Origin of the sequence: Bifidobacterium sp. SO4, from assembly GCF_018555355.1 — a bacterium.
In the GTDB taxonomy this organism is placed as follows: Bacteria; Actinomycetota; Actinomycetes; order Actinomycetales; family Bifidobacteriaceae; genus Bifidobacterium; species Bifidobacterium miconisargentati.
The window spans coordinates 1-12,441 of record NZ_JAFEJP010000016.1 but is presented as its reverse complement, the minus strand read 5'-3'; the positions used below and the strand labels follow the sequence as shown (position 1 = coordinate 12,441).

12 protein-coding genes are annotated in these 12,441 nt (G+C 63.3%); 11 read left to right on the top strand and 1 reads right to left on the bottom strand.

Annotation, left to right across the window (positions count from 1 at the left end; all coding sequences use genetic code 11):
- Positions 1-6 precede the first annotated feature (6 nt).
- Positions 7-405, top strand: coding sequence for a hypothetical protein (locus tag JS536_RS09850; protein ID WP_109057978.1), 399 nt, complete (start codon positions 7-9; stop codon positions 403-405).
- 7 nt (positions 406-412) lie between these two features.
- Here the strand turns inward: JS536_RS09850 and JS536_RS09845 are convergent, their stop codons facing one another.
- The gene (locus tag JS536_RS09845) at positions 413-688 is read right to left on the bottom strand and encodes a helix-turn-helix transcriptional regulator (protein ID WP_109057977.1); all 276 of its coding nucleotides are present in this window, start codon (positions 686-688) and stop codon (positions 413-415) included.
- 87 nt (positions 689-775) lie between these two features.
- Between JS536_RS09845 and JS536_RS09840 the strand changes: the two genes are divergently transcribed.
- The 10 genes from JS536_RS09840 (at position 776) to JS536_RS09795 (ending at position 12,240) form a co-directional block, all read left to right on the top strand.
- Positions 776-1,762 (top strand): HNH endonuclease signature motif containing protein, encoded by a 987-nt coding sequence (locus tag JS536_RS09840; protein WP_109057976.1) that lies wholly within the window; start codon positions 776-778, stop codon positions 1,760-1,762.
- Between the two features lie 666 nt (positions 1,763-2,428).
- Positions 2,429-3,544, top strand: a complete 1,116-nt coding sequence (locus JS536_RS09835; RefSeq protein ID WP_214356789.1) for a glycerophosphodiester phosphodiesterase family protein — start codon at positions 2,429-2,431, stop codon at positions 3,542-3,544.
- Positions 3,545-3,589: 45 nt separating this feature from the next.
- Positions 3,590-3,979 carry a Rid family detoxifying hydrolase gene (locus JS536_RS09830; RefSeq protein WP_055427441.1) on the top strand — a complete coding sequence of 130 codons (390 nt, stop codon included), beginning with the start codon at positions 3,590-3,592 and terminating at the stop codon, positions 3,977-3,979.
- Between the two features lie 194 nt (positions 3,980-4,173).
- On the top strand, positions 4,174-5,091 hold the full coding sequence (locus JS536_RS09825) for a lysophospholipid acyltransferase family protein (protein ID WP_214356788.1): 918 nt from the start codon (positions 4,174-4,176) through the stop codon (positions 5,089-5,091).
- Between the two features lie 276 nt (positions 5,092-5,367).
- Complete coding sequence (locus tag JS536_RS09820; RefSeq protein ID WP_214356787.1) at positions 5,368-6,369, top strand: NAD(P)H-dependent glycerol-3-phosphate dehydrogenase; 1,002 nt, start codon at positions 5,368-5,370, stop codon at positions 6,367-6,369.
- Between the two features lie 100 nt (positions 6,370-6,469).
- A complete protein-coding gene (locus JS536_RS09815; protein ID WP_214356786.1) occupies positions 6,470-7,657 on the top strand; it encodes a D-alanine--D-alanine ligase family protein in 1,188 nt (395 codons plus the stop codon).
- Between the two features lie 292 nt (positions 7,658-7,949).
- The gene (locus JS536_RS09810) at positions 7,950-9,122 is read left to right on the top strand and encodes an ABC transporter substrate-binding protein (RefSeq protein WP_214356785.1); all 1,173 of its coding nucleotides are present in this window, start codon (positions 7,950-7,952) and stop codon (positions 9,120-9,122) included.
- A 50-nt stretch (positions 9,123-9,172) separates the two neighbouring features.
- A complete protein-coding gene (locus JS536_RS09805; RefSeq protein ID WP_214356784.1) occupies positions 9,173-10,099 on the top strand; it encodes an ABC transporter permease subunit in 927 nt (308 codons plus the stop codon).
- 26 nt (positions 10,100-10,125) lie between these two features.
- On the top strand, positions 10,126-10,992 hold the full coding sequence (locus JS536_RS09800; protein WP_214356822.1) for an ABC transporter permease subunit: 867 nt from the start codon (positions 10,126-10,128) through the stop codon (positions 10,990-10,992).
- A 6-nt stretch (positions 10,993-10,998) separates the two neighbouring features.
- Positions 10,999-12,240 (top strand): ABC transporter ATP-binding protein, encoded by a 1,242-nt coding sequence (locus JS536_RS09795; RefSeq protein WP_240544358.1) that lies wholly within the window; start codon positions 10,999-11,001, stop codon positions 12,238-12,240.
- Positions 12,241-12,441 lie beyond the last annotated feature (201 nt).

The following is a 12,441-nucleotide window of genomic DNA, read 5'->3' as shown; positions in this document are numbered from 1 at the left end:
GTAATAATGACGGACGACGATGATAACAACAACGCTGGTGACAGGGACGAGCTGGGCAGGTTCGCGCAAGGCAATCACCCGGTGACGGGTTTTCATACGAACCCGGAGCGGCGTAATACGTTCCCCACCAAAGGCCGTTCCTTTGAGCTGACTGCGCGTCGTTATCTCGATATGACTGACGAGCAATTGGCGAACGAAATGGAGAAGGTCGAGCGTGGTGAATTGACGCAGGTTCAGCAGCTTGTTTTGCAGTTGCTGGCGAGCGCCAAGGATGGCAGTAATCCCGTGCAGCAGCTTAAGGCGTTGCGTGAGCTGTTGGATAGGGCGGAGGGCAGGCCGAGGCAGGCCCTCGATGCTACGGTGGGGCAGCCGGAGCCGCCGCAGGTGAATATCACGTTCGCCTGACGGCCGTTCAGGCGTGGAGATCGGGCCACGGCTCGGGTAGCAGGGCGTCGATTGTCACGTCCAGCACCTGAGCCACGGCCATCACGTTCATCAGGCTCGGATTGGAGGGCGTGCCGGGCCGTGACTCGCCCTTTTCCAGTTGCTGGTAGGTGAAACGCGAGAGATTGGCGTTATAGGCCACGTATTCCTGACTCAGGTTCATGCTGACGCGGCGGCGCTGGATACTTAAGCCCAGCCTCTTGGCGTATTCGGGCCAGTCCGCTGGCGTCTGGGTGTGTGGCATGTTGCCAAGCTATGTTTGTGCCAACTAGACTATAGCCTTACCGGTAAAGCATTATGGGTAAAGCCTTACCAAAGGGAAGGGTGCAGCATGTCAAACCTGAAGAGTTCTGCCATATGGGCCGCGGGGGCGGTGGTTCTGCTCTGCGGCATGGCCACATCGGACTGGCCTATCGCCTTGGCCTTGTTCGTTATTGTCTACGGATACAAGGCGTATGAGTTCTTCTACTTCCGCAGCGCGAAGTTCCTTGCCATCAAGAGCCGCATCAGCGCGCATATCCAAGACTGCAACAACCTCAACGACCACATCGAGGAACTGAAAAGCACCCAGATCGGTACCGACATGTCCCACCGCGGCCACGCCGAACGACGCGATAACAGCCGCTGGAACTACAAGCGCACCGAGTTCAGGAAAGACAGCAACGCCGCCAACGTCTACAACTGCTCACGCGACATCGTGGCCGGAGCACAACGAGACCCCATAAAATACCTCTGCAAATACTTCGGATTCAACGCGGACGAGCCCACCCTGAACCAATTCGAGACCATGCTCAACAACTTCACCGCCGCCGAAGACGGCAAGCAGGCGCTCGCGGGCGAGAAGAACGAGATACTGGGCAGCATCGCTAATGAGATACCGCTCCCGATCAAGGTGCTTGCCAAGAAGCAGCTGGCGAGGAAGCTCGGCTTCAAGGACGTGACCCTGAACGATATGTTCTATCCCAGCTTCAAGTTCCAATATGTTTCCTCCGGCGGCAACGCCTCGACGAACTCCGTCGTCACGCTGGACATCCCGAACCTCAACGCCATGGTCGAATACCTCAGCGGGCGAATCCAGTGGCGCAAGAGCGTGGCCGGACAGCGAGCGCTCATGACCTCGGCCCTGCGCAAGTACATCCTGCAACGCGACAACTACACCTGCCGCATCTGCGGTGCGAACCTCAACGCCGAACCGCACCTGCTGCTGGAGGTCGATCACATCATCCCCGTCTCCAAAGGCGGCATGACCACGGAGAGCAACCTGCAAACACTATGCTGGCGCTGCAACCGCAGCAAGGGAGCTAAGATGCAAGAATAGTCGTGGGGCTCTGACTGCTACTCAAACACTTGATTAAGTTCTTATGGGTACGATTTTAGGTACAAAGCATCCCTCAAACTCATAAGAATCCTTATTTTGCAACGGCTATGGCGATATATATTGAGTTCCCTTTGGGCCCACCAGATTGGCGGGATTCCAAGATTTGCAAGGTCTTGGAATCCCGTTTTTCGTATCAGGTCGGTGGAACTAAGCAATCGTTTCGGTACAGAAGACGGGTGCTTCTGGCATGAAACCGTCGCTGAGCAGGCGATTTGCGATCGTTTCGAGCTAGAAGACGCTCGTTCCTATCATCAAATGGACGCTGAGGAGGCGATTTGCGGTCGTTTCAGTCCAGGAGACGAGGGCTTCTGTACTGAAAGGACCGCAGAAAAGGTGTTTGGCGGTCTTGCTGGTACAGGATGAATGCGCTTCTGTACTCAAAAGACCGCTGAGAGGCTGTTGCATACTGCTCGCGGGTGGTTTGGAGCCGTATTGTCCGTCAGACAAGAGACCCTGCTTGTATGACGGAGCCCATGTCAGGGCCTCCCTGAGTTTTCCCTGAGATAACCATGAACTTGGCATGAAATTAGGCGCAAGAACCTCTGCTGCATCGCATAATGAAAGCACTACGCGGCGCAAGCGGTGTCCGTCGCGGCAGGGAGGTGCATGATGGCGAAGATGGATAATCCCCAAGGGCCTGAACATGGCGGTGGGTTCCGCAATATCGTCGATTTCCTGTTCGTACCTCATACCGCGCGGAATCGGGCATTGGATGTCTCCGCGGTTCCGCCTGCAAATGCACCCGGAACCGTTCATACTCAGTCTCTCCGCCGCTGGCTCGCCCAGATCGTCGTGCTGGTGTTGGCGTTGGCGCTGATCACCGGCATGGCCACGGCCGCTGCGGTACGTGTGCGTCGCAAGGAGCAGGACGGGCCGATCGACTGGCAGGTGCGTCCGCTCGCCATCGCCCATCGCGGTGATGACTCCGCTCCCGAGAACTCGCTGCACGCCATCACCAACGCCGGCGCGAACGGTGCCGACTATGCCGAGATCGACGTGCGGTTGGATGCCGACGGCACCCCGGTGGTCTTCCATGACCGTTCCACCGGCCGCCTCGCCGCGGACGGCCGCAACGTCTCGGTGGGCATCCTGAGCACCCGCGAACTGCAGCACTTGACCATGCGGCAGAACGGCGAGGACTTCCATGTACCGACCCTCGAACAGGCCGTGATGGCCGCCCAGCACGTCAACGACCATCTGGGGTTGCTGCTGGACATGAAGACCGGTTCCGTCCATGCGCCGAAGCTGACCCGCGCCATCTCCCGCGTGATCGAACGCAACAATTTCTCCGACCGTGCGATGTTCATGTCCACCAACGACGACGCGGTCGAATTCATGCGTAAGCTGCATCCGGGCTGGACGGTCGGCAAGTGCGTGAGCCCGGCGGGCCATCCGGAAGTCGGCTGGCCCAGGGGAGTGAGCTTCGTGGTGATGCGTGGCAACCGGCTGGACCAGGCCGTTCTGGACCGCGCGAACCGCAGCAACATCCCCGTGTACGCCGGTGTGAGCGGCGACTATAACGAAGGCAGACGGTGCCTGAAACTCGGTGCGGACGGCGTGCTAGGCGCCAGTGCGAAAAGCGTGCGCAGGCTGGCGCGCCGGTTCGCCTTCACGGTGAGGCAGGGGAGGCCTGGCGATATGGCCGCATCGCGGGCATCGGACGGCCCGCATGACGGTGCAATCGCTAGACTGCAACGTAATCGGCCAATGGCCGGGCACTGACGCCGGCGGTATCGGACGGGCGCCACCTATGAGAGGAGCATCATCATGAGCGAAAAGATGGAAGCGGTCGCGACTTCCGAGGCACCGGCCGCATTGGGCGCGTATAGCCAGGCCGTCAAGGCGAACGGATTCGTGTTCGTCTCCGGCCAGCTGGGCATCGACCCGGCCACCGGCGAACTGGCCGGCGAGACCGCGGGCGAGCAGGCCGCTCAGGCGCTTAAGAACATCAAGTGCATTCTGGACACCGCCGGCACGGGCATCGAGCACGTGTGCCGCGCCACCATCTACCTGAAGAACGTGGAGGACTTCAAGGAGGTGGACGCCCGCTACGCCGAGGTGTTCATCGGCTCCGTGAAGCCGGCCCGCGTGGCGTTCGGCGGCAACGACATCCCCAAGGGCGCGCTCGTGGAGATCGACGCCATCGCCGTGCTGTGATGCGCTGATCGCCATTTTGCTTTGCGATTTAAGTCGACCCGTCGTCTGCTTGGATATACGAATCCGAGGTGGGCGGCGGGTCGCTTTCGTCTGTAGGGAGCCTGTAGGGAGCCTGTAGGGCTGGGCGTGAGCGGTCTGAGTAACGCGAACAATGATGGTTCCGATTCGGGTGGGGCCGTGCAACAATGGTGGGCATGGCATCCAAAGGAAAACCGTCACCGCGTTCCGCGGTCAGTCCCCTGAGCGACGCACGGGTCGCCGAGCTTGCGAAACAGCATCGTCTGGTCGATCCGATGCATGATTTCCCCACTGGAGCGGGGCGCAAGGCCAAACTCGACGAGATCAACGCACAGAATCCCAAGGCCACCAAACGACTGCTCACCGGCGTGGACGTGGTCTTCCGCGCCAGCTGCAAGACCCGCGCATGGGGTCTCGAACAGGTACCCGAGGACGGTCCTTTCATCACCGCGGCCAGTCATGTGACCATGTTCGACGTGTTCGTGCCGATGGCCAGCCTGTTCCACATGGGCCGCCGCCCGCGGTACATGGCCAAGGCCGAGATGGCGAAGTGGCCGGTGATCGGCAAGTGGTTCCAGCTGGTGGGCATGCAGCCGGTCCAGCGTCACTCCGGCAAGGCCAAGCAGATCGAGGAGACGTCCATCGACATCCTCACCTCCGGCCGTCCGCTCACCGTCTGGCCGGAAGGCACCGTGACCCGTGACCCACAGAAATGGGTGATGAGCATCAAGGAGGGCGTGGGATTCATCGCGCTCGAATCATCCCGCCGACTGGGCCGTCAGGTGCCGCTGTTCCCGGCGGTCACGTGGGGCGCGGCATCCATCAACCATTGGTGGCCGTGGCCGCGCAAGAACGTGGTGATGTGCTACGACCATCAGCTCGATTACGCCGATTTGCTTACGGACATGGATTCGTGGGGCGACGAGCCGCCGGTCGAGGCCGTCAACGAGCTGACGTGGCGCGTGCTCAAGCGCATGAACACGGTGCTGGCCGCGATCCGAGGCGAACAATTCCCGGCCGAGGGCTATTGGGACTACCGCAGCATGAGCCGCAAGCCGTGGCCCGAGATCGGCGGGCCGTTCCCGGCGGAGTAACCGGAGTAACATGGCACGAGGTAATCGCGCGGCGTATGACTACCCCTCAGTCAGCGTTGCTGACAGCTCCCCTGACAAGGGGAGCCGAGGGACTGGACCCATGCGACAAACGAAGGAGCGAACATCATGGGTAGGAAAGTAACGGTTCTCGGAGCAGGAGCATGGGCGGAGCCGTTAAGCTGACAGTCCGGTGGACTGTCAGTAGGCGACGCTGAGCGGCGGCAGCCGTGAAGCAGCAAAACAGCACCCCATGCGACAAACGAAGGAGCGAACATCATGGGTAGGAAAGTAACGGTTCTCGGAGCAGGAGCATGGGGTACCGCCTTCGGTCAGGTGCTGGCCGACGCGGGCAACACCGTGACCATGTGGGCCATGGAGCCCGAAATCGTGGAGGGCATCCGCGACCATCATCACAACGGCGTGCGCCTGCCGTCCGTGGAGAAGCTGCCGGACGCCATGACCGCCACCGGCGACCGTGCCGAGGCCGTCAAGGACGCCGAGATCGTGGTGGTGGCCATCGCCGCCCAGTTCGCGCGCGTGGCCCTGACGGAGTTCAAGGGCCTCATTCCCGAGACCGCCATCGTGGTGAGCCTCATGAAGGGCATCGAACGCAAGACCAACAAGCGCATGGACGAAGTGGTGCGTGAGACCCTCGACCTGCCGGCCGGCCGTTTCGCCGCCATCTCCGGCCCGAACCTGTCCAAGGAGATCGCCGATCGTCACCCCGCCGCCACCGTGGTGGCCTGCGAGGACATCGAGAACGCCAAGAAGGTGGCCGAAACCTGCACCACCTCCTACTTCAAGGCCTTCGTGACCACCGACGTGATCGGTCTGGAGATGTGCGGCAGCCTCAAGAACGTGACCGCGCTCGCCGTGGGCATGGCCCGTGGCGCCGGCTACGGCGAGAACACCGCTGCCATGATCGAGACCCGCGGTCTGGCCGAACTGACCGCTTTGGGTGCGGCCGCCGGAGCCGATCCCAAGACCTTCGCTGGCCTGGCCGGTGTGGGCGACCTCATCGCCACCTGCGGCTCCCCGCTCTCCCGCAACTACACGTTCGGTTCCAACCTGGGCAAGGGCATGAGCGTCGAGGAGGCCACCAAGGTGAGCAACGGCGTGGCCGAGGGCGTGCCTACCACGGACGCCGTCGTGGCGCTCGGCGATCAGCTTGGCGTGCCCACCCCGCTGGCCTACCAGATGAGCCGCGTGCTCAACGAGGGCATCTCCTGCTCCGAGATGCTGGCCGGCCTCTTCGGCCGCGAGGTCACCGCCGAGTAGGACTGCGGCCCAACATAGGGCCGGGGCGCGAGTACACTCGGGTCACGGATTTAGGAACGGCGGACAGACGCCGGACAAGAGTCGAAAGATAGGGATGGTTATGGCCAAAAAGCGTGTTGTGGTGCTGTACGGCGGACGTGCGGACGAGCATTCGATCTCCTGCATCTCCACCGCCGGCGTGCTCAACGCCATGGACACCGATCGCTTCGAGCCGATTCCGGTCGGCATCACCAAGGACGGCAAGTGGATCGTCAACGGTGAGGACCCGCGCGGATGGAGCCTGGACGGCGGCGAGCTGCCGACCGTGAAGATCACACCGGAATCGCGCCCGGTGCTGCTGGACCCCTCCCGCGGCAAGGACGGCTTCTTCATGGGCGAACCGGAGCATCTGGGCTCCGGCGAATCCGGTTTCGGTACGAGCTTCGTGAGCCTCAACGATCCCGAAATGAACCATGTGCTCACCTCGCTGGGCCATGTGGACGCCGTGCTGCCCGTGCTGCACGGCCCGTACGGCGAGGACGGCACCATCCAGGGCCTCCTGGAAATGATGGACGTACCGTACGTGGGCTGTGGCGTGTTCGCCTCCGCCGCCTGCATGGACAAGCACTTCACCAAGGTGGTGCTCTCCTCGGCCGGCATCCCCACCGCGCCCGGCATCACCGTGGACGCGCGCAACTTCACCGCCGCGGGCGTGCTGGAGCAGATCGAAGCCGCCCAGCTGGCCTACCCGCTGTTCGTCAAGCCCTCCCGCGCCGGCTCCAGCTTCGGCGTGACCAAGGTGGAACAGGCCGACGACCGCGAGACCCAGCTCGACCGTCTGGCCGCCGCGATCGCCACCGCCGGCGAGCATGACTGGAAGGTGCTCATCGAACAGGGCATCGACGGCCGCGAGGTGGAGTGCGCCGTGCTGTGCGACAAGCCGGGCGACGAGCCGGAGGCCAGCTGGCCCGGCGAGATCGTGCTCGACCACCAGGACGACGACCAGTTCTACGACTTCGACTCCAAGTACATGGACGCCTCCGCCAGCCACGTGGAAGTGCCGGCCAACCTGCCGGTGAGCGTGCTGGAGGACGTGCGCGACGTGGCCCGTCGCGCCTTCAAGGCCGTGGACGGCGCCGGACTGAGCCGCGTGGACACCTTCGTGACCCCGGACGGCACGGTGATGGTCAACGAGATCAACACCATGCCCGGCTTCACGCCGATCTCCATGTACCCCAAGGCCTGGGAGGCCACGGGCATCGGCTACACCGAGCTCATCACCCGCCTCATCGAGGGCGTGCTGCGCTGACGCGCGTTCCTGCATTCACGGAAGCCTTGAAGGGGATCGGCCGGTAGGTCGGTCCCCTTTGACGTATCCGCCGCAATCGTCACGAATTCATCTTCGGTTTCCTTTTGTTCAGCGAACGGTCGCCAAACGGTGCCGAGCGTTCATCTGCACGCCAGTGTCGGTACATTCTGAACGCTTATGTTCGTTTTTTGGAATTACGGGCCGCGCGAATCACGACGCGAAACAAGCCCACGACTCCCGGGATTCGGCCTCATATGCCGTATCCGGATGTATGCCCAAGAAAAGGAACATCATGAAGAACCTGCGTAAGATCGCGGCCGGCTCCCTCGCCGCCGTACTGGCGTTCACCATGGCCGCCTGCGGCTCCGGCAACGCCTCCTCCGACTCCGCTTCCGGCTCCGCCTCCACCGGCAAGGCCGTGAAGGTCAACGAGAAGTCCGCCAAGGCCACCTCCCTGAAGGACTTCGGCACCATGGACGACCTCGTCAAGGCCGCCGAGGAGGAGGGCGCCCTGAACGTCATCGCCCTGCCGCACGACTGGTCCAACTACGGCGAGGTGATTGACGGCTTCAAGAAGAAGTACCCGAAGATCAAGATCACCGAGCTCAACCCGAACGCCTCCTCCAAGGAGGAGCTGGACGCCGCCAAGACCAACAAGGGCACCGACGCCGCCCCGGACGTGTTCGACGTCGGCCAGTCCATCGCCGCCACCTCCACGGACGCCTTCGCCCCCTACAAGGTGCAGGCATGGGACAAGATCCCGGACGAGAACAAGGACGCCAACGGCGCCTACTACGCCGACTACACCGGCATCATGTCCATCGGCTGGAACAAGGACAAGTACGGCGACATCACCAAGCTCGAGGACCTGCTCGACCCGAAGTTCGCCGGCACCGTGGCCCTCAACGGCAAGCCCGCCGAGGCCGGCGCCGCCTTCAACGGCTACCTCATGGTCAACCAGCTGGCCGGCGGCGACATCAACAACCTGCAGCCTGGCCTCGACTTCTTCAAGAAGCTCAAGGATGCCGGCAACCTGACCACCGTGGACGTGACCAACGGCACCATCGACTCCGGCCAGACCGGCGTGGTCATGGACTGGACCTACAACCAGGCCTCCTACAAGAAGGAGCTCAAGAGCAAGGGTGTGAACTGGGAGTACAAGACCTTCCCGAAGGCCCAGGTGGTCAGCTACTACAACCAGGCCATCAACGTGGACGCCCCGCACCCGGCGGCCGCCCGCCTGTGGGAGGAGTACCTGTACACCGCCGAAGCCCAGAACCTGTGGTTCAAGGGCGGCGCCAACCCGGTCCTGCTCGACTCCATGAAGCAGGACGGCACCGTGGACAAGGACGTGCTCAAGGACGCCATCACCATCGAGGGCAAGCCTGTGAACTACACCAACGACGACGCCACCCGCATCACCGACTGGCTCCAGAACAACTGGGACAAGACGATCGGCAACTGAGCCGCTGGCTCGGTGACCATACCGAAACGTCAAGAATCAAGGCATCATTCATGACCGCCGCAATCGCACAGAACGGACCTGCAGCCGCCAAGGCCGCGGGTCCGTCCGCTACCTCCTCCACGCTGGCCCGGCATCGCCAGGAACTCGGCACCCTTGCCGTGACCCTGCCGTTCTTCGCCTACACCGCGTGCTTCCTGCTCGCGCCCACCGTGATCGTGGTGCTCGGCGCGTTCCAGACCCGTGACGGCGGCTTCACGCTCGCCAACTTCAGCAAGCTGTTCGAAGCCAACACCGTCTCCGCATTCGTCACGTCCATCCTGGTGTCCATCGCATCCTCGGTGATCGGCGCCGTGGTGGGTGGCCTCGCCTCCTACGCGCTGGTGATCGGCGCCAAGCCCAACGGCCTCATGCGCCGCATGGTCTCCGCCATCTCCTCCGTGCTCGCCCAGTTCGGCGGCGTGATGCTCGCCTTCGCGTTCATCGCCACCATCGGCATCAACGGCATCGGCACCATGTTCATCAAGCAGGTGACCGGACTGACCGTCAACCCCAACTGGCTGAGCTCGCTGCCGGGCCTCGTGACCGTGTACTGCTACTTCCAGATCCCGCTGATGATCATCATCTTCCTGCCCGCGGTCGATTCCATCCGTCCGCAGTGGCGTGAGGCCTGCGAATCGCTCGGCGGCAACACCGTGCAGTACTGGACGCGCGTGGCCCTGCCGATCCTGGCACCCCGCTTCATCTCTGCGTTCCTGCTGCTGTTCGCCTCCGCGTTCTCCGCGTACGCCACCGCAGCCGCCCTGTTCTCCCAGCGCTCGATTCTGGTGCCGCTGATGATCCAGGGCGCCATGCGCAACGAGATGGACCCGAACCAGCAGGGCTTCGCTCAGGTGCTGGCATTCGCGATGATCGTGGTCGTGGCCATCGTCATGCTGTTGAGCCACGCCGTGGAAAAGAGGGCCGGACGTTGGCAGTGAACGAAACGAATGCGACAAACGCGACCGTGGAAGCCGTCGCGACCGAAACCGTCGGCACCAAGCCGCCGCAGCTGCGCGCCGCCCGCGTACGCAAGCAGAGCATCATCAAATTCGTGATCCTGCTCGTCACGCTGGGATTCCTGTTCATCCCGCTGTTCTCGATGCTCATCTTCACGCTGCGCCACCCGCTGTCCGGTCGCTGGTCGTTGGCCCCGTGGGTCGCGATCTTCACCGGCAACGGCGAGTCGCTGGGCGCGGACCTGACCGTGCTGTGGCAGGGCCTCGGAACCTCGCTGGCGCTGTGCGTGGTGACCGTGGTGATCATGCTGCTGCTCATGGTGCCCACGATGGTGATCGTGCACATCCGTTCCAAGGCTTTGGAACGCGCCATCGAATGGGTGGCCACGCTGCCGCTGACCATCCCCGCCATCGTGCTGGTGGTGGGCCTCGGCCCGATCTACCGCTGGCTGTCCGCCGACGTGCTGAGCACCAACCCCATCTGGCTGTGCTTCGCATACGTGATCCTCGTGATGCCGTTCGCCTTCCGCGCCATCGCAGTGGGCCTCAACTCCATCGACGTCAAGACGTTGGTGGAGGCATCCCGCTCGCTTGGCGCCTCCTGGCCCAAGGTGTTCTTCCGGGTGATCATCCCGAACCTGTGGCAGTCGATCCTTTCGGCATCCTTCATCTCCATCGCCGTGGTGCTGGGCGAATACACCGTCGCCTCGCTGCTCGGCCGCATGAACCTCCAGGTCGCGCTCTACCAGCTCGGCCAATCCAACTCTCAGATCTCCACCGCCATGTCGCTGCTTGCTCTGCTCTTCGGCGTGGTGCTGCTCGTCGCGCTCGACCTCATCTCCGACGCGATGCGCAAATCCAAGGAAGGTAAGTGACCAGACATGACCGCTGATCAGAAGATTTCGGCGTCCTCCCTCACCGCCGTCAAGCCGGACGAGGACGCTTTCAAGAACGACCCGACCGCCACGCTCGAAGGCGTGCGCGGCAAGGACGTGACCAAGGCCGCCAAGCAGCTGCTGCGCGAAAGCGCCAAGCGCGGCGGCGGCTCCATCCAGATGCAGGACGTGGTCAAGATCTACCCCGGCTCCACCAAGCGCGCCCTCGACGACTTCAATCTCGACATCAAGCCCGGTGAGATGGTGGTGCTGCTCGGCGGCTCAGGCTGCGGCAAGTCCACCGCGCTGCGCTCGTTGGCCGGCCTCGAGGACATTCAAGGCGGCCGCATCATGGTGGGCGGTCAGGACGTGACCGGCGTGCCGGTCAACAAGCGTGAGATGGCCATGGTGTTCCAGGCCTACTCCCTCTTCCCGCACATGACCGCGCTTGAGAACGTGGCGTTCGGCCTCGAAGTGCGCGGCGTGGGCAAGGAGGAGCGCCGCAAGGTCGCCATGGAGCAGCTCGAGCTCGTGGGACTGGCCGATCAGGCCAAGAAGTACACGCAGCAGATGTCTGGCGGCCAGCAGCAGCGCGTGGCCCTGGCCCGCGCCCTCGCCATCAAGCCGCGCGTACTCCTGCTCGACGAGCCGCTCTCCGCCCTCGACGCCAAGGTCCGCGTGCAGCTGCGCGACGAGATCCGCCGCATTCAGCTCAACACCGGCACCACCACCGTGTTCGTGACCCACGACCAGGAGGAGGCCTTGGCCGTCGCCGACCGCATCGGCGTGATGAACAAGGGCAAGATCGAGCAGATCGCGGCCCCGCAGGACCTCTACCAGCGTCCCGCCACCGAGTACGTGGCCACGTTCATCGGACTCACCAACCGTTTGCCCGGCGCCTCCAACGGCGAGGAGGCGGTGGTGTTCGGCCAGCGTCTGCCGCTGCTGCCCGGTTCCACCAAGGGCGATGCCGTGGCTGTGCTGGTGCGCCCGGAGAACCTCACGCTGGCCCTGCCCTCGCAGCACGACTCCCACGTGGGCGAACGCGCCCGCGTCGAGGTGATCCACTTCCTGGGATCGCTGGTGCGCGTGGACACGGTCATCACCTCCGGCGAATACCAGCGCTGGAACAAGGGCGAACAGCTCAAGGTGACCGTGCAGCTGCCGGCCAGCGAACTGCCCGCAGGCCTGGCCGTCGGCGACGACGTGGTGGTCACGCCGCGCGCCGTGGCCGCGCTCGCCTGCTGAAAGGCGCGCAGTCCGCTGTTGCGGCGGTCGTTGTAGACAAACGTCGACTAACGATGGCAGGGCCGCGGGATTCTCGAGGTGCCTCATTTGAAAGTGAGCGCGAAACCGGGAGTGGTGCCTCACTGGAAGTGAGCGCGAAATCCTAGTCGGTGTCGGCTGGTGTTTCGTTGTGGTCTTCCGGTCGGACGCCCGCGATCTTGG

What these genes read in the sequence shown, in the direction of transcription:
- JS536_RS09850 (WP_109057978.1), top strand. Translation starts at nt 7, where the DNA reads ATGACGGACGACGATGATAACAACAACGCTGGTGACAGGGACGAGCTG.
- JS536_RS09845 (WP_109057977.1), bottom strand. Translation starts at nt 688, where the DNA reads ATGCCACACACCCAGACGCCAGCGGACTGGCCCGAATACGCCAAGAGG.
- JS536_RS09840 (WP_109057976.1), top strand. Translation starts at nt 776, where the DNA reads ATGTCAAACCTGAAGAGTTCTGCCATATGGGCCGCGGGGGCGGTGGTT.
- JS536_RS09835 (WP_214356789.1), top strand. Translation starts at nt 2,429, where the DNA reads ATGATGGCGAAGATGGATAATCCCCAAGGGCCTGAACATGGCGGTGGG.
- JS536_RS09830 (WP_055427441.1), top strand. Translation starts at nt 3,590, where the DNA reads ATGAGCGAAAAGATGGAAGCGGTCGCGACTTCCGAGGCACCGGCCGCA.
- JS536_RS09825 (WP_214356788.1), top strand. Translation starts at nt 4,174, where the DNA reads ATGGCATCCAAAGGAAAACCGTCACCGCGTTCCGCGGTCAGTCCCCTG.
- JS536_RS09820 (WP_214356787.1), top strand. Translation starts at nt 5,368, where the DNA reads ATGGGTAGGAAAGTAACGGTTCTCGGAGCAGGAGCATGGGGTACCGCC.
- JS536_RS09815 (WP_214356786.1), top strand. Translation starts at nt 6,470, where the DNA reads ATGGCCAAAAAGCGTGTTGTGGTGCTGTACGGCGGACGTGCGGACGAG.
- JS536_RS09810 (WP_214356785.1), top strand. Translation starts at nt 7,950, where the DNA reads ATGAAGAACCTGCGTAAGATCGCGGCCGGCTCCCTCGCCGCCGTACTG.
- JS536_RS09805 (WP_214356784.1), top strand. Translation starts at nt 9,173, where the DNA reads ATGACCGCCGCAATCGCACAGAACGGACCTGCAGCCGCCAAGGCCGCG.
- JS536_RS09795 (WP_240544358.1), top strand. Translation starts at nt 10,999, where the DNA reads ATGACCGCTGATCAGAAGATTTCGGCGTCCTCCCTCACCGCCGTCAAG.